The 15838-nt window shown below is 66.1% G+C and carries 13 protein-coding genes; 7 read left to right on the forward strand and 6 right to left on the reverse strand.

All coding sequences use genetic code 11. The annotated features are described in order from the left end of the window. Positions 1–669 carry a class I SAM-dependent methyltransferase gene (locus AO501_RS04965; RefSeq protein ID WP_055576656.1) on the forward strand — a complete coding sequence of 223 codons (669 nt, stop codon included), beginning with the start codon at positions 1–3 and terminating at the stop codon, positions 667–669. Here the strand turns inward: AO501_RS04965 and AO501_RS04970 are convergent. From AO501_RS04970 to AO501_RS04980, 3 genes are read right to left on the reverse strand one after another with little or no spacing between them, the layout of a single operon-like run. Further along, complete coding sequence (locus AO501_RS04970) at positions 666–1676, reverse strand: prenyltransferase (protein WP_371935008.1); 1011 nt, start codon at positions 1674–1676, stop codon at positions 666–668. The two genes, AO501_RS04965 and AO501_RS04970, sit on opposite strands and share 4 nt — an antisense overlap. A gap of 55 nt (positions 1677–1731) precedes the next feature. After that, positions 1732–2490: a class I SAM-dependent methyltransferase gene (locus tag AO501_RS04975; protein WP_055576658.1), complete on the reverse strand. Its 759-nt coding sequence runs from the start codon at positions 2488–2490 to the stop codon at positions 1732–1734. Then, positions 2484–3737, reverse strand: coding sequence for a glycosyltransferase family 4 protein (locus AO501_RS04980; RefSeq protein WP_055576659.1), 1254 nt, complete (start codon positions 3735–3737; stop codon positions 2484–2486). The genes AO501_RS04975 and AO501_RS04980 overlap by 7 nt, the downstream gene beginning before the upstream one ends. Positions 3738–4172: 435 nt before the next feature. Here AO501_RS04980 and AO501_RS04985 point away from each other — a divergent pair, with 435 nt between their 5' ends. The 3 genes from AO501_RS04985 (at position 4173) to AO501_RS04995 (ending at position 6991) form a co-directional block, all read left to right on the forward strand. Continuing rightward, entirely contained in the window at positions 4173–4982 is an 810-nt protein-coding gene (locus AO501_RS04985) for a 1-acyl-sn-glycerol-3-phosphate acyltransferase (protein WP_055576660.1), read from the forward strand. Position 4983: 1 nt separating this feature from the next. Next, positions 4984–5418 carry a hypothetical protein gene (locus AO501_RS04990; RefSeq protein ID WP_055576661.1) on the forward strand — a complete coding sequence of 145 codons (435 nt, stop codon included), beginning with the start codon at positions 4984–4986 and terminating at the stop codon, positions 5416–5418. 220 nt (positions 5419–5638) lie between these two features. Next, positions 5639–6991 (forward strand): PPE family protein, SVP subgroup, encoded by a 1353-nt coding sequence (locus AO501_RS04995; protein ID WP_055576662.1) that lies wholly within the window; start codon positions 5639–5641, stop codon positions 6989–6991. 31 nt (positions 6992–7022) lie between these two features. Here AO501_RS04995 and AO501_RS05000 read toward each other — a convergent pair whose 3' ends face one another. Further along, entirely contained in the window at positions 7023–7670 is a 648-nt protein-coding gene (locus AO501_RS05000) for a cutinase family protein (protein WP_197419767.1), read from the reverse strand. 78 nt (positions 7671–7748) lie between these two features. Continuing rightward, the gene (locus AO501_RS05005; protein WP_055576664.1) at positions 7749–9032 is read right to left on the reverse strand and encodes a PucR family transcriptional regulator; all 1284 of its coding nucleotides are present in this window, start codon (positions 9030–9032) and stop codon (positions 7749–7751) included. A gap of 180 nt (positions 9033–9212) precedes the next feature. Here AO501_RS05005 and AO501_RS05010 point away from each other — a divergent pair, with 180 nt between their 5' ends. After that, positions 9213–11045, forward strand: a complete 1833-nt coding sequence (locus AO501_RS05010) for an adenylate/guanylate cyclase domain-containing protein (RefSeq protein ID WP_082658389.1) — start codon at positions 9213–9215, stop codon at positions 11043–11045. 27 nt (positions 11046–11072) lie between these two features. After that, positions 11073–11393: a hypothetical protein gene (locus tag AO501_RS34845; RefSeq protein ID WP_082658390.1), complete on the forward strand. Its 321-nt coding sequence runs from the start codon at positions 11073–11075 to the stop codon at positions 11391–11393. On the opposite strand, the gene AO501_RS05015 is transcribed toward AO501_RS34845, so the two are convergent. Further along, positions 11394–11855 (reverse strand): PPOX class F420-dependent oxidoreductase, encoded by a 462-nt coding sequence (locus AO501_RS05015; RefSeq protein ID WP_055576666.1) that lies wholly within the window; start codon positions 11853–11855, stop codon positions 11394–11396. It abuts the gene before it with no gap. A gap of 35 nt (positions 11856–11890) precedes the next feature. On the opposite strand from AO501_RS05015, the gene hrpA reads away from it, so the two are divergent. Continuing rightward, the gene (hrpA, locus tag AO501_RS05020; RefSeq protein ID WP_371935007.1) at positions 11891–15805 is read left to right on the forward strand and encodes an ATP-dependent RNA helicase HrpA; all 3915 of its coding nucleotides are present in this window, start codon (positions 11891–11893) and stop codon (positions 15803–15805) included. Positions 15806–15838 lie beyond the last annotated feature (33 nt).

Consider the following 15838-nt stretch of genomic DNA (forward strand, 5'->3'; position numbering starts at 1 on the left):
ATGAGCGATGACGACACGGGTTCCACCGCGCGTCTGTTCGCGCTTGCCGAGCAGGTGCGGGGCTTCATGCCGAGCGACGAAGGGCAGGCGCTGTACGACGCCGCGCTGCGTTATCTGGACGGCGGCGTCGGCGTGGAGATCGGCACGTATTGCGGCAAGTCAGCGCTGCTGCTCGGCGCAGCTGCGCAGCGGAGCGGCAGCGTGCTGTACACGATCGATCATCATCATGGGTCCGAAGAGCATCAGGCCGGCTGGGAGTTCCACGACTCGTCGCTGGTCGATGAGGTGACCGGGCTTTTCGATACACTGCCGACGTTCCGCCGCACGCTGGACGCCGCCGGCCTCGACGACCACGTCGTGGCCATCGTCGGCAGGTCACCGGTCGTTGCCCGGGGATGGCGCTCGCCGGTGCAGTTCCTCTTCATCGACGGCGGCCACACCGAGGCCGCCGCTGCCCGCGACTTCGAAGGCTGGGCGAAGTGGGTGGTCCCGGGCGGGGGCCTGGTCATTCACGATGTGTTTCCCGACCCCAACGACGGGGGTCGCGCTCCATACCAGATCTATTGTCGCGCAATAGCTTCCGGTCAGTTCCGGGAAGTCGGGGCGACTGGTTCGCTGCGGGTGCTGGAACGCACCGGCGGCCAGACCGGAGAGCCGGTCGAGACTTAGCGGCCAGGACCGGCCGTAACGCACTCGCAGTCGAAGTCGGTCTGCAGACCCACCGGAAGCGCGTGCCCCCGGAATATGCCGCTGCCCGGCGTCGTGCCCGACAACGCGTCGGCGGCCAGGATCATCGCCGCGCCCGTCCACGTGGTGCGCTCCTCCGGCCAGCGCTTACCATCGGCGAAAACCAAACCGGTCCAATAGGACCCGTCCCTTTCACGCAGGTGCTGCATCGCTCCGAACTGCCGGTGCGCCGCTGACCGGTGACCGATGGCGTCCAAAGCCAGCACCAGTTCGCACGTTTCGGCTCCGGTGACCCAGGGCCGGTCGACCACACAGCGAATGCCCAGATCGCCCACCACGAATTCGTCCCAACGTTGCCGGATTCGTGCCGCGGCGGCCGGACCGCGCAAAGCACTCCCGAGGATCGGGTAGTACCAATCCATCGAGTAGCGGTCTTTTTCGGTGAACGCCTCGGGATGGGCGACGATCGCGTGACCCAACCGGCCCAACGCCAGTTCCCATTCCGGCTGGGGTTCCCCGATCGTCGCGGCGAGCGCCAGCGCGCACCGGATGCTGTGGAATATGCTGGCGCAACCGGTCAGCAGCGCCTCCGGTAGCGGCCCGGCTTGGCTTCGGGCCCAACAAATTTCACCGTAACCGACTTGCAGGTCGATGACGAAGTCGATCGCCTTCTGCACCACCGGCCACATCACGGCGGCGAACCTCTGGTCGCCGGTGATGAGCACGTGGTGCCAGACACCGGTCGCGATGTAAGCGCAGAAGTTGCTGTCGCTGTTGGCGTCTTCGACGACGCCGGCGCGAATCTGGATCGGCCAGGAGCCGTCCGGGCGCTGCATGCGACGGCACCAGTCGAAGGCGGCGCGCGCCGGTTCCAACAGACCCGCCGCCGTCAGAGCCATGGCGTTTTCCACGTGATCCCACGGATCGGTGTGGCCCCCGGAAAACCAGGGGATCGCCCCCGATGGTTCTTGGGCGGCCGCTATGGACATCGCAGTCTGCCGGCACTGCTCCGGGGTCAGCACGCCGGCGACACCCGGCACGTTGTCATCCCGATGCAACTGAATACCTCTGCGCTGGACTGGCCTGAGCCGACTCGGGCTTGGTGAAGTACATGGCTACGCTCTTGCCCACCAGTGGATTCAGGGCGTGCTCGGCAAGCTGAGTGATCTTCGGCCGTTGCATCAGATCCCACACCAGCAACTTATGGTAGGCGCTGACCGCGGGGTGGTCGTTGTTCGACGGTCCCACAGCGCATTTGAGCCACCAGAACGGCGAGTGCAGGGCGTGGGCGTGGTGAGTATGCGTCAATTCCATTCCGCGACCGGTGATCTTGTCACGCAGTGCACTGGCCCGGTAAATCCTCACGTGGCCGCCCTCATTGCTGTGGTACTCCTCGGACAGCAACCAGCAGACGCGCTCCGGCAGCCACCGCGGCACGCTGACCGCCAGGGTGCCACCGACTTTGAGCACCCGGATCAGTTCGGCGATGGCGGCATCGTCCTCGGGTATGTGCTCGAGGATCTCCGACGCGATCACGCAGTCGAAAGTCTGGTCAGCGTAGGGCAGATTGAGCGCGTCGCCACGAACCACTTTCGCGGAGGCCGACTGCGGCGCCTCGCCGGTCTCGGCCATCGCACGCAGCAAGGTATCCACCGACCGGAGTTCGGCGGCGTCCTGGTCGAACGCGACGACATCCGCACCTCGCCGATAGGCTTCGAAGGCGTGCCGGCCGGCGCCACAACCCACGTCGATAACCTTGGCGGCGGGTCCGATCCCGAGCCGCTCGAAATCGACCGTCAGCATCGCGGCCCGCCCTCGGCGGCTCGTCGCTCGATCGCCCGTTGGTAGATCCGCACGGTTTGAGCGGCCACCGCGTCCCAGCTGAACACGTTGACCGCCCGATTGCGCCCGGCCTCGCCCAGGCTGCGGCGCCGCTCCGGCGAATCCAGGAGCTTGCCGATCGCATGTGTGAGGGCATCGACGTCGGCGGGCGCCACCAGCTCGGCGCAAGCACCGTCTGTCCCGAGTACTTCGGGCAGCGCACCGACACGGCTGGCGACGATCGGGGTCCCGCTCGCCATTGCTTCCACCGCGGGTAACGAAAAACCTTCGTAGAGAGAAGGAATGCACGCGACTTCGGCCGAGGCGAACAGGGCGGCGAGCTCGGCGTCGGGCAGGCCGCTGGCGATGTGGACGATGTCCGAGATCCCCAACTCGGCGATGAGCTTGTGGGTCGGACCGTTGGTTTCCACCTTGGCGACCAACCGCAACTCGAGGTCGCGGCTGGTGCGCAGTTTGGCGACGGCGTGCAACAAGGTGCTGACGCCCTTGAGGGGAGTGTCCGCGCTGGCGATCGCCATCACCCGGCCGGGTCGCCGCGGTGACGAACCCGGTCTGAACAGTTCGGTATTCACCCCCAACGGCACTACATGCAGTTGATCGGGGGAGACGCCGAAGTCCGCGACGATGTCGGTGGCCGACGACGACGACACGGTCAGCAGGTCAGGGATCCGCCGGGCCACCTGCTTCTGCATGCTGGAGAACCCATACCACCTGTGTACCAAAGGCTTTCGCCACCATCGAGCGGCAGCGAGATCGAGTGACCGGTCACGCGTGATCGGGTGGTGCACGGTGGCCACGACCGGCATGCCGGAACCGGCGATGGTGAGCAGTCCCGATCCCAGGCTCTGATTATCGTGCACGACGTCGAAGTCGGCCTTCCGGTCCGCCAGTAGCCGCGCCACCCGCAGCGTGAAGGTTCTGGGTTCGGGGAACCCGGCCGTCCACATGGTGGCCAACTCGAGCAGGTCGATCGAGTCACGAATCTCGCTCGGCCGGGGCACCCGGAATGGGTCCGGCTCGCGGTACAGGTCGAGGCTCGGAACCTTCGTCAGGCGAACCCGGGGATCGAGTAACTCGGGATACGGCTGCCCGGAGAACACCTCCACCTCGTGACCGAGGTCGACCAGCCCACGGCTGAGATGCCGCACATAGACACCCTGTCCGCCGCAGTGGTCCTTACTCCGATAGGACAGCAGAGCAATTCGCATTCTCAACCCTTCGGCGCCAGCGATCGACCAGGAAAAGGGGGGAAGGGCGCCAATCTCATTGCTGTCAACGCACCCGTGAACGACGGGACAGCAAACTGGACATGTGTCCAGATTATAGTTCGGTCAGCTAATTGACGCAAACGCACCCCCACCAGATCACTGCTGCCCGCTGTCACGGTTCGCATCGAATCCCAGACCGATCGGGGAGCTGAGTACGGCGCGGCACCCGCGCATGACAACGCTCCCGATTCGAGCTCGATACCGGCTGCTCTGCTGAACCGGCCAAAGCTACGACAATCCCGTCTCAAGCTACGACAACCGCGGCAGCAGCGCGAACCCACCCGCTCCGATCGCTGCACCGGTGAATGCCGCGCGGGATTTCGGTTTCGCTGACAGTGCGGTTAAAACGCGCCAAATCGGTTTAGTCTCATCGAGATGACTCGGCAACGTCTCCCCAAAGAACTTCGCCATCGCGATCCGGAGTTCATTCGCGCCGTGCTGCCTCCGCTGTGGTTGGCCTCGACCGTCTGGTTCCGGGCCGAGGTACTCGGCTTCGAGAACGTGCCGGATGAGCCGGTGCTGTTCGTGGGCAACCACAGCGGCGGGGGCGCAACCCCTGACACGTTCGTCTTCCTGCTGGCCTACAACACCTACTTCACCGTCGAGGGCCGTCCTCTCTACGCGCTGGCGCACGACACGGTCACCGCCGCGCCGGTCATCGGCGGGCTGACCCGCAAGCTGGGCGTGGTCCCGGCGGCCAATTCCTTTGCCGAGCGCATTTTCGACAGCGGAGGCTCGGCGCTGGTCTATCCGGGCGGCGACGTGGAAGCCCTGCGCCCGTGGCGGGATCGCAACAAGATCATCTTCTCCGGCCGTAAAGGCTTTCTGCGGCTGGCACACAAGTGCAATGTGAAGATCGTGCCGGTGGTGGCGACCGGTGGCCATGACACCTTGATCGTGCTGAACGACGGTCGGCGCACCGCGCAATTGCTGCGATTGGACAAATTGGCACGGGTGAAGAGCATGCCCATGACGCTGAGCATCCCGTGGGGGCTGTCGCCGCTCCCACTGCCGCACTTTCCCCTTCCGGCGAAGATCCGCATGCAGGTGCTCGAGCCGATCGATGTGCGAGCCAGGTTCGGCGAGGACCCGGACTGGGATCGCGCACTGGCCTACGTGACCAGCGTCATGCAGGTCGGCTTGTCGAAGCTGGCCAGCAAGACCATCGTCCCGATGGTCCGGTGAGATGACCCAAACCGTTACCGTCGCCCGCCATATCGACTGTCCGCTCGAAACCAGCGGCGGCTTCATCACCGACCCGCACACTCTCTTTCCCCAGGTATCCACATTCAGTCGGTGCCGCTTCGTCAAGTCGCGCGACGACGGCGAATTGTGGGATGTCTACATGGACAGCGGCACCATCCAGCTCGGCGGCCGGGTTCTGATCACACCTCCGACTGGCAGCCTGCTGAAGTGGCGGGCAGTCCAGGGAACGCGGCACTCGTTCGCGGCGCTCATCGAACCGGACGGCGAGGGCAGCCGCCTCACCCTGACCCTGACGTTCTCCACCACCGGTCTGGGTGTCGCACGGCTCAGCGAATGGCTGGGACGTGGTCTGGTCTCTCGTAACCTCGAGGCGGCGGCCGAGGAAATACGGCACTATCTGGAATTCGAGAGATAGCACTGCGGGGTGCCGGCCGGGCGGGCCGGCATTTCAGTCGCGGGCTGAATATGTGCTTTATTGGTAAAGGCTGTGCAAACAGCAGGCAACGAGCTGTTGTCTGGCGTAATGCTACGAGGTGATGTCCGCCACAGGCTCCGACGGAGGATCCGGGCCGAGCGTGCATTGAGCGTCACCGGAGTGCGGCTGCCAGCCGACCACACCGATCGGAGGAAGCGTGATGGACTTCGCGTTGCTGCCACCAGAGATCAACTCGGCGCTGATGTATGCCGGCCCTGGCTCCGGACCGATGCTGGGGGCTGCCGCCGCGTGGGACGAGTTGTCCGCCGAGATGTACGCAACCGCCAGTTCCTATCAGTCAGTGATCACGAGCCTGACCGCCGGACCATGGATCGGTCCGGCGTCAGCTGCCATGGCTGCCGCGGCCACCCCCTACGTAGCGTGGCTGAAAGTCACCGCGCTGCAGGCTGAGCACACCGCCGACCAGGCCAAAGCGGCGGCTCTGGCGTATGAGACCGCGTTCGCCGAGACGGTTCCGCCGCCGGTGGTCGCCGCCAACCGCAGCCTGCTGATGATGCTGATAGCGACGAACTTCTTCGGCCAGAACACGCCACTGATCGCACTCACCGAAACCCAGTACGCCGATATGTGGGCACAGGACACCGCGGCCATGCAAAGCTACGCGGCGTCATCGGCAGCGGCGACCACATTGACGCCGTTCGCCGAGCCCTCTTCCATCACCGATTCGAGCGGGTTGCCGGCGCAGGCGGCCGCGGTCAGCCAGGCCACCGGGACCGCCGCCGGAGAGGTGCAGAGCCTCGTCTCATCGGCGCAGCAGGCACTGTCCGCAGTGCCGGCGGCGCTGGCGGGTCTGGCAACCCCTGCTCCGGCCGCGGCCGTTTCGCCGTTCGACATCGTCACACTGCTCGACTTCGGCGCGGGTCTCATCAGCGGCACCTTGGACGGAATCGTCGGGACGACTGCCCTTCCTTACGACATCGGCGGTTACCACATCGGGGTTCACACCGACGACATTGTCAGTGGCTGGGCGGGCATCGAGAGCTGGCCCGGGTCGGCGCCGGTGCCCCCGACCCAATTTCCGGTCATCACCAACCTCGGCTCCCCGGTGTCAGCGGGCCTGGGTGAAGCCGGGTCCGTCGGCGGACTGTCGGTACCGCCGGGTTGGACGACCGCCGCGCCGGGCTTCCGGCTGGCGGCACTGACGTCGCCGGCCGCCAGTGTCGGCGCCGCGGCGGAGGCTTCCGCGGACGGGGCCGGAGCGTTGTTCAGCCAGATGGCCGTGGCGGGCATGGCCGGGCGGGCCATGGCCGGCACCGTCGGCACGGGCGGGTCCGGCGGCGCCCGCACCAAAGAGCGGGTCGGGGTGGCCAAGCGCGGCACGCCGGCCGCCGCTGAGACGGGCGAGGAGTCCGCGAAGCCGCCGCCAGCACTACCCGGCGGCCCGATCACCAGCATCGCCGCCGAACTGCGTGAACTGGCCTCCCTGCGCGACGCCGGAATCCTCACCGAGCAGGAGTTCACCGAGCAGAAGCAACGCCTGCTCCCGCAGTAGGGTCACCTACCGCGGGTGGGCGCGAGCAGCGCTACTTGACGCGGTTGGCGGCGAAGGTCGCGGCCTGGGTCGTCATTCCGTTCTCGATGTAGGAGACGTGCGCCATGATGTTGCCGCCACCGGTGCAGATCGGGTCATCGGTGGCGCACAGGCTGATCAACTTGCCGCTGTAGAGCGGGCTGATCGTCGGCAGTGGGCCACCGCCCCACAGTGCGCTGGAGAATCCGCTGGACGGTTCGCCGAAATAGGCGACCGCGGCGACGTGATCGGCAACCGGGGCCGGCATCTGGGTGCTGGCCAGGTTGATCACGGTGGCGCCCTGCGAATATCCGCCCATCACGATCTTGGTGCTGGGGCAACTGGCCACAGTGCCCTGGACGTGGGCACTCGCGTCGTCAGCGCCGCTGGTGGCGCTGTTGTGGTAGTCGTCGTTGGCGGGGTAATTGACCGCATACACCTCCACGGAGCGGCCGGCCAACTGCGACGTGAGCGAGTCGACGAACGCCTGGCCGACATTGCCCAGCCCCGGTTCCTGGTGAGTGCCGCGGGCGTAGACGATCGACACGTCGGCGCAGGGATCGGCCGAGGCGTTGCCCGGACTGGCGAGGGGCACGCTCAGCAGAGCCCACGTCGTCATGACGAGAACACTGGCGATACGTGCAAGGCTGCGTGCAGTCATGCCCCAGATCCTGACATACCGGCGGCGACGGCGTAGCCGGCGGCTCAGATACCCACCGGCTCGCCCGCCCGGCGCCGTTCATTCAGCCATCGAGCCGGGGTCCTGATCGTGGTTGCCGAACCATTTCAAGGCCTCGAGTGCCACCGCGACGCGAACGGTGGTGCGTTCCAAAGGCCGCGGCAGCAGTCGTTGCGCGGCATCGAGCCGACTCAACAGTGTGTTGCGATGGATGTATAGCTGTTGAGCCGCACGGGCGGCATTGCACTGCTCGTTGATGTAGGTGAGCAAGGTGTCCCGCAACACCGAGCCGGCCGAGGCGAAGGACCCGAGGGTGTGATTGATGAAATCGTGTGCCTGCTCTTGTTTTTGGGTGAGTAGCGCGACCATCTGAATGTCCTCGAAGAATGCGAGTTGCTGCCGTGCCCGCAGTCGCACCATCATGTGTTGGGCAGTCAGGGCCTGCTCGTAACTGGTGCGGAAACCGTCGATGCCTCGAGCACTGACTCCAATTGCGATGCGCACCTTGGGCGTTTCCTCGAGCACCCGACGGACTTGTTCGCTGTCGACATCGGCGATGTCCTTGAGCCATAACCATCGGGTCGCCTCGCTGGCGATCACGGTGAAGGGCTGCGGGCATCCGACGGCGTGGCCCAAGCTGACGACGGCCCGGTCAAGCGTGCGGTTGTCGCCGTCGTCCTCGTCGCACCACAGAATGGCGGCGGTGTGAGATCCACTGAGCGCGTAGCCCAGTCGCACTTCCGCTCGCTTGAGATTCATCGACTCGCCCTCGAGGATCAATTCAACGATCTTGCGTCGCTCGACGATTGCTCCCTGAGCCAGCTCGTTGTGCTCCAACTTCATCTGCCGGGAGATGGCGGCAAGAGTGACGTCGACGAAATCACTGGCCGAGCGGGTGACCACATTGAGTAGTTCGCGCAACTCGTGGGGATCGGACGTGAGGTCGAAGACGATGTCCGTCCACCGTTGTAAGGCCACGTTCTGGCCGATGCGGTAGACCTCGAGCGCCGATGCGCCGAGGCCGCGGCGCACCAGAATGCGGGCCATGCGCAGCGGCTCCGGCCCCAGGTACGGGGACACCACGCCACCGGGGTCCCGCAGGTGGCTGGTGGCGAAATGCACCAGGCTCGCACGGTTGGAGGAACTGACCGCCGCTGCCAGAGTGGGATCGCCGATGATCGCGGAGCTGCTGGCCACGGTGGCGCGATCGAGCTCCTCGAGCCATTCCGGTGACGGGTTGAGAGCGATCCAGGCTCCTTGGCGGATCAGCTCACGGACTTGAGGCGACAATTTGCTATCTACCACGGAAAACCATTCGGTCGTAGGCGCACTTTGCACTTTCATCGAGTTCTCTCGGTGAGTTGGGGGAGGGTTCGGATCGACGCGGGGGGGCTCCCTGCGTAACAAAAGGCTACATCAACGTATCGTATACAGTCAAGCATTATATACTTGAGTGTATGCGTTGCGGATGAACTGGCCTTTTGCGGTCCCGCAGTCCGACCGTCCGGTCTAAAGTTCCAATCCATGCGTCGCGCGTGGACCTGGACATTCGACCTTCCACCAGATCAGCTCTGGCCGGTTTTGGCCGACACGAACCGGTTCAACGAAGCCCTGGGCCTGCCGCCGTACACGCTCGACGAAACACCGCAACCCAACGGCACGGTGCTGCGCCGGGGTCGGGGCAAAGCCGCCGGTTTTGCGCTCGAATGGGAGGAGAAGCCGTACGAGTGGGTCACGGGCCGGCACTTTCGCCAGTCCCGGGTCTTCAGCAAGGGGCCGTTCCGTCGCTTCGGCCCGGTCTTCGAAGTCGAGCCGGACGGACGCGGAGGCTCGCGGGTCTCCTATGCGCTGGAGTGGGAGCCGCTGAACATGGCGGGCCGCCTGTTCGGCGCGCGACTTGCGGCGCAGGCGGGGGAGAACGTGCGCCGGCGAGTCCTGGAGGCGGTCGCGTTCGTCCGGGGCGACCAGGGTCCAGACCGCGTGACACCGTTCGTGCTTCCAGAGCCGATACTGCCCCACGGCGCACGCGAACGGGCCACCGCGATGGCGCGTCAGATCGACAGCAGCCCCTACGGCAACGGACTCGGCAACCGCATCGCCGACCAGGTGCTGCACGCCATGGCCGCCGATCTGCAGCGCATGCGGCCCAAAGTCCTGGCGAACCAGCTCGGGGTGCCGCCGCGCGCCATGACCGAGGCATGTTTCACCGCGGTCCAGACCGGCCTGCTGTGCATGAGATGGGACCTGTTGTGCCCCAACTGTCGCGGAGCCAAGGTGAGTGTGCCGTCGCTTGCCGACCTCCCACACGGCGCGCACTGCTCATCGTGCAACATCGACTACGACCGTGAATTCGAACGCAATGTGGAGCTGACGTTCGCGCCCTCGCCGACCGTGCGCCCCCTGCGCGAAGGCGACTTCTGCCTGTCCGGGCCGATGAGCACCCAGCATGTGGCGGTGCAAGTCCTGCTGAGCCCCGGGGAGCGACGCACGGTTGCCGTCGACCTGCCTGCCGGTCCCTACCGCGTGCGCACCTTGCACCCGGGCGTCGCCGTCGATGTCGAGCACACGGGCGGCGCGTTTCCCGGTCTGCGCGTCACAGGGTCCGGTGTGGAACTGCTCGCGGCGCCGGATCGGGACGGCGAACCGGAAACGGTGACGTTCGTCAACGATGCCGGCTTCGAACTGGCGGCGTTGATCGAAGAACGGACGTGGACACGCCAGGCCCTGACCGCACCGGAAGTCATTTCACTGCAGGCTTTTCGCGATATGTTCGCCGAGGCGACGCTGCGGCCCGGCGACGATGCCGGCGTCAGCCAGGTCGCGTTGCTGTTCACCGATCTCCGGGGTTCAACTGAGCTCTACGAACGGGTCGGCGACGCCACGGCCTACAACCTGGTCCGCGAACACTTCACCTTGCTTGCCGCGGTCGTGCGCGAGCATGACGGCGCGGTCGTCAAGACGATTGGTGACGCGGTGATGGCGTCGTTCGACGATCCCGCGCAGGCGGTACGCGCGGCCCTGGCGATGCAGGCCCGGATCGCCTCGTCGACGCACGGAACCGAGCAACTGGTGTTGAAAGTGGGTGTGCATGCCGGACCCAGCGTCGTCGTGACGCTGAATGACCGCCTCGACTATTTCGGCTCGACCGTGAACATGGCTGCGCGCCTGCAAGGGCAGAGTTGCGGTGCGGACATCGTGCTGTCCGAGGCGATCGCATCCGATCCGGCGGTGCGCGAATTAGTGGAAAACGTACCCCAACGCCGTGAAACTGTGCCGCTCAAAGGGTTCGCCGCGCCGGTCGGTTTCCTCCGGTTAGTGAGTTTGGGATCTCCCTCGAAAGGGGAAGACGGGCTTTGAATTCGCTCGCGTGATACGAGGTGTGAAATGTGGACGATCATCTGTCGGCTGCTATCCGTCGCCGCCATGGTGTTGGCACCCATGGCGGTCGTGACGATCGCGACACCCGCCGTCAGTTCGGCGCAGTGCGCAGACGGCGAATGGTGGGATCCCACCGGTAAAGTGTGCCGCCCCTTGGGTGTTGGGCCACAACCGCTCGACTGCGAGGCGGGTCAGTGGTGGGATCCGACGGCCAACGTATGTCGCCCCCTGGGCGTCGGGCCGCAGCCACTCAATTGCGAAAACGGTTGGTGGTGGGACCCGGCGGCCAACGTTTGCCGGCCGCCCGTCATACCACCAGCCGGGTAGTCACCGCTGCTGCGGCGGGAAGCCACCCGTGGCTACCGGCCCCCACCGGCGCACAGTCACGCGCAACAGACATTTCTTCTGGTCACGCATCGCCCGGCGGTACTCATCCCAGTCCGGGTGCTCGCCGGCGATCGCTCGGTAATAGTCGACCAGGGGTTCAACCGCGGCGGGCCCCTCGATCACCTCAGCGTCACCGTCGAGCTGAACGTAGGCACCGTTGAACTCCTCGGACAACACCACGACGCTCGCTCTGCCGGTCCTGCGAATGTTGACGCTCTTGGCACGCTGGGGATAGCTCGCGATCACCACCCTGCCCTCCGCGTCGACTCCACCGGTGACCGGCGAACTCTGCAGCGAACCGTCAGCGCGAAACGTAGTCAAAATCATCCGGTGTCGGGTGCGGATGAAATCCAGCAACTCGGAAAAGCCCACTACGTCCGCTGTCGCTATTTTCGGAGCCATCAGACCAACCTAGCCCGGCTCCGGCGCCCATTACTCTGGCCCGAGTGGCCGATCCGACCGTCAGCGAGTTGCGCAGGCGCCTCGATGAGCTGACGATCCGCGACGCCGCCCGCCTGCGCAGGCGCCTGCAGAATCTTCGCGGCGGCGCCAAGCCCGAGAAACTGCAACAACTCGCCGCGCAGATGGCCACCGCAGAGTCGCTGGTGGCTGCCCGCCGGGCCGCGGTGCCGACGGTCGGCTACCCCGACCTCCCTGTCACCGAGCGGCGCCAGGAGATCGGCGAAGCGATACTCAGGCACCAGGTGGTCATCGTCGCCGGCGAGACCGGTTCCGGCAAGACGACCCAACTGCCGAAAATCTGCCTCGATGTCGGCCGGGGCGTGCGCGGCACCATCGGCCACACCCAGCCCCGCCGGCTGGCCGCTCGGACCGTCGCGCAACGTATCGCCGACGAACTGCATACCCCACTCGGTGACGTTGTCGGCTACACCGTCCGTTTCACCGACCAGGTCAGCGACCGCACCCTGATCAAGCTGATGACCGACGGCATCCTGCTCGCCGAGATCCAGCGCGACCGCCGCCTGCAGCAGTACGACACACTCATCCTCGACGAAGCCCACGAACGCAGCCTCAACATCGACTTCCTGCTCGGATACCTGCGCGAGCTGCTGCCCCGCCGGCCCGACCTGAAGGTGATCGTCACCTCGGCGACCATCGAACCGCAGCGCTTCGCAGCGCATTTCGCCGGAGCACCGATTGTCGAAGTGTCCGGGCGGACCTATCCGGTGGAAATCCGCTACCGGCCCCTGGAGTTGCCCGTTTCCTTTGGCGCACAGGATGATCCAGACGACCCGGATCATGAGGTCATCCGCACGGAAACGCGTGATGAGATCGAGGCGATCGCCGACGCAATCGCAGAACTGGAGACAGAGCCACCTGGCGACGTTCTGGTGTTCCTCTCCGGTGAGCGCGAAATCCGGGATACCGCAGAGGCATTGGCCGGGCTGAAACATACCGAAGTGCTTCCGCTCTACGCCCGGCTGCCGACCGCCGAGCAGCAGAAGGTTTTCGCGCCACACACCGGACGCCGGGTGGTGCTGGCGACCAATGTCGCCGAAACATCGCTGACCGTGCCCGGGATCCGCTACGTCGTCGACCCGGGCAACGCCCGGATCTCGCGCTACAGCCGCCGATTGAAGGTTCAGCGACTGCCCATCGAACCAATCTCGCAGGCCTCCGCCGCGCAGCGCGCCGGACGATGCGGGAGGGTCGCGCCCGGGGTGTGTATCCGCCTCTATTCAGAGGAGGACTTCTCCCTCCGTCCCCGCTACACCGAACCGGAAATACTGCGGACGAACCTCGCTTCGGTGATATTGCAGATGGCAGCACTACAACTCGGGGACATCGAGCGGTTTCCCTTTCTGGACCCACCGGATCGGCGCAGCATCCGTGACGGGGTGCAACTGTTGCAAGAACTCGGTGCTTTCGACGAGCAGGGCGTGATCACCGACCTCGGCCGTCGACTCGCGAGGCTGCCCCTCGACCCCCGGCTGGGCCGGATGATCCTGCAGGCCGACACCGAAGGCTGCGTGCGCGAAATCCTGGTACTGGCAGCGGCACTGACGATTCCCGACCCACGCGAACGGCCCGTCGACCGTGAGGACGCGGCTCGCCAGAGCCATGCCCGCTTCGCCGACGAGCACTCCGACTTCGTTGCCTACCTCAACCTCTGGCGATATCTGCGCAGTCAGCGGAAGGAATTGTCTGGCAGTGCTTTTCGCCGGATGTGCCGAAAGGAGTTTCTGCACTATCTGCGCATCCGGGAGTGGCAGGATCTGGTCGGGCAACTGCGCAGCATCGCCCGCGACCTGGGAATCGTGGAGTCCGACGAAGCGGCCGATCCGGCCCGGGTTCACGCGGCGCTGCTCGCCGGGCTGCTGTCGCATGTGGGTATGCGCCGGGAGGACACGCGCGAGTACCTGGGCGCACGCAATGCACGTTTCGTGCTCGCGCCGGGCTCGGTGCTGACCAAGCGTCCTCCGCAGTGGGTCGTGGCGGCCGAACTGGTGGAAACGAGCCGCCTGTACGGCCGCACCGCCGCGCGCATCCAGCCCGACATCGTCGAGCGAGTCGCAGGCCAGCTTGTGCAGCGCACGTACAGCGAACCGCACTGGGACGCCAAGCGCGGCGAGGTGCTGGCCTATGAGCGGGTCACGCTCTACGGGCTGCCGCTGGTGGCGCGCCGCAGAGTCGGGTATGCCGGGGTGGAACCGGCGCTGGCGCGAGAATTGTTCATCCGGCACGCGCTCGTGGAAGGCGACTGGCAGACCCGCCACCACTTCTTCCGCGACAACGCGCGGCTCCGTACGGAACTCGAGGAGCTGGAGGAGCGGGCCCGCCGCCGCGACCTGCTCATCGGTGACGACGACATCTATGCGTGGTACGACACCCGCATCCCCGCTGACGTCGTGTCCGCGCGGCACTTCGACGGGTGGTGGAAGAAACAACGGCACCGGACGCCGGAGCTGCTGACCTTCAGCCGCGAGGATTTGTTGCGCGCCAACGACAACGGCGCCGACGACGATCGTCCGGACACCTGGAGCACCGGCGACGCCGCGCTTGCGTTGACCTACCGCTTCGAACCGGGTGCCAACGACGACGGTGTCACCGTGCACGTCCCGATCGACGTGTTGGCCCGCCTCGGTGGTGACGAATTCGCCTGGCAGGTGCCCGCATTGCGCGAGGAACTGGTGACGGCCCTTATCCGCTCACTGCCAAAAGATCTGCGGCGCAACTTTGTTCCCGTTCCCGACACCGCCCGGGCGGTACTGGCCGGCATCAACCCAGCCGGCGAGCCGTTACTCACGGCGTTACAGCGCGAATTGCGCAGGCGTACCGGTGTTGTGGTGCCGATCGAGGCCTTCGACCTGGAGAAGCTGCCCGCCCATCTGCGGGTGACATTCGCCGTCGAGTCCGCGGACGGCACCGAGGTCGCACGCGGAAAGGATCTGCACGTGCTGCAGGAGCGACTTGCGGCGCCGGCGCGTCAAGCCGTCGCGCACGCGGTCGCGGGCGAGTTGGAACGGACCGGGTTGCGCTCCTGGCCCGAGGAGATGGCAGAACTGCCCCGGGTCGTCGAGCGTGTCGTCGACGGACGCTCCGTACGCGGCTTTCCCGCCTTCGTCGACGCGGGCACTGCTGTCGACCTACGCGTGTTCACCAGCACCGTCGAACAGGACAGCGCGATGGGTCCCGGCCTCCGCCGACTGGTTCGGCTCAGTGTGCCGTCGCCGATCAAATCGGTTGAACGCCAGATCGATCCACGGACCCGGCTGATCCTGGGAACGAACCCGGACGGGTCGCTGTCCGCACTGCTCGACGACTGTGCCGACGCGGCGGCCGATGCCCTGACGCCGCGGCCGGTGTGGACGCGCGATGCGTTCGCCGCGCTGCGGGAGCGGGTGGCGGCGGACCTGGTGCCGACGACCGTCGCCATCGTAGGGCGTAGCGCCAAGGTCTTATCGGCCGCGCAGGAAATTCAACTGCGGCTGCCCGATGAGCCGCCGGCAGCACATTCCGAAGCAATCTCTGACGTGCGCGCGCAACTCGATCGGCTTCTGCCACCTGGCTGGGTCACAGCCACCGGCGCCACGCATCTTGATGACCTGGCGCGCTACCTGACGGCAATCAACCGTCGGCTGGAAAAGCTGCCGCAGGCACTACAGGGGGACCGGGATCGGATGCGGCGGGTGCACGGCGTACAGGACGCCTTCGATGAACTGCTGCGTACCTTGCCCGCCGGCCGGGCGACGGCGACCGACGTCCGCGACATCGGCCGCCAGATTGAGGAGCTGCGGGTGAGCATGTGGGCTCAGCAGCTCGGTACCCCCCGTCCGGTGAGCGAACAACGCATCTATCGAGCGATTCAGGCTGCCCGCGAGCGGTCCTGACAGCAGATTTGCGCCGCCACCCGGACCGCCGCG

Source organism: Mycobacterium gordonae (assembly GCF_001417955.2).
GTDB lineage: Bacteria > Actinomycetota > Actinomycetes > Mycobacteriales > Mycobacteriaceae > Mycobacterium > Mycobacterium gordonae_B.

What these genes read in the sequence shown, in the direction of transcription:
- AO501_RS04970 (WP_371935008.1), bottom strand. Translation starts at nt 1,676, where the DNA reads ATGTCCATAGCGGCCGCCCAAGAACCATCGGGGGCGATCCCCTGGTTT.
- AO501_RS05015 (WP_055576666.1), bottom strand. Translation starts at nt 11,855, where the DNA reads ATGGCTCCGAAAATAGCGACAGCGGACGTAGTGGGCTTTTCCGAGTTG.
- AO501_RS04985 (WP_055576660.1), top strand. Translation starts at nt 4,173, where the DNA reads ATGACTCGGCAACGTCTCCCCAAAGAACTTCGCCATCGCGATCCGGAG.
- AO501_RS04995 (WP_055576662.1), top strand. Translation starts at nt 5,639, where the DNA reads ATGGACTTCGCGTTGCTGCCACCAGAGATCAACTCGGCGCTGATGTAT.
- AO501_RS04990 (WP_055576661.1), top strand. Translation starts at nt 4,984, where the DNA reads ATGACCCAAACCGTTACCGTCGCCCGCCATATCGACTGTCCGCTCGAA.
- AO501_RS05000 (WP_197419767.1), bottom strand. Translation starts at nt 7,670, where the DNA reads ATGACTGCACGCAGCCTTGCACGTATCGCCAGTGTTCTCGTCATGACG.
- AO501_RS04965 (WP_055576656.1), top strand. Translation starts at nt 1, where the DNA reads ATGAGCGATGACGACACGGGTTCCACCGCGCGTCTGTTCGCGCTTGCC.
- AO501_RS05010 (WP_082658389.1), top strand. Translation starts at nt 9,213, where the DNA reads ATGCGTCGCGCGTGGACCTGGACATTCGACCTTCCACCAGATCAGCTC.
- AO501_RS05005 (WP_055576664.1), bottom strand. Translation starts at nt 9,032, where the DNA reads ATGAAAGTGCAAAGTGCGCCTACGACCGAATGGTTTTCCGTGGTAGAT.
- AO501_RS04980 (WP_055576659.1), bottom strand. Translation starts at nt 3,737, where the DNA reads ATGCGAATTGCTCTGCTGTCCTATCGGAGTAAGGACCACTGCGGCGGA.
- AO501_RS34845 (WP_082658390.1), top strand. Translation starts at nt 11,073, where the DNA reads ATGTGGACGATCATCTGTCGGCTGCTATCCGTCGCCGCCATGGTGTTG.
- AO501_RS04975 (WP_055576658.1), bottom strand. Translation starts at nt 2,490, where the DNA reads ATGCTGACGGTCGATTTCGAGCGGCTCGGGATCGGACCCGCCGCCAAG.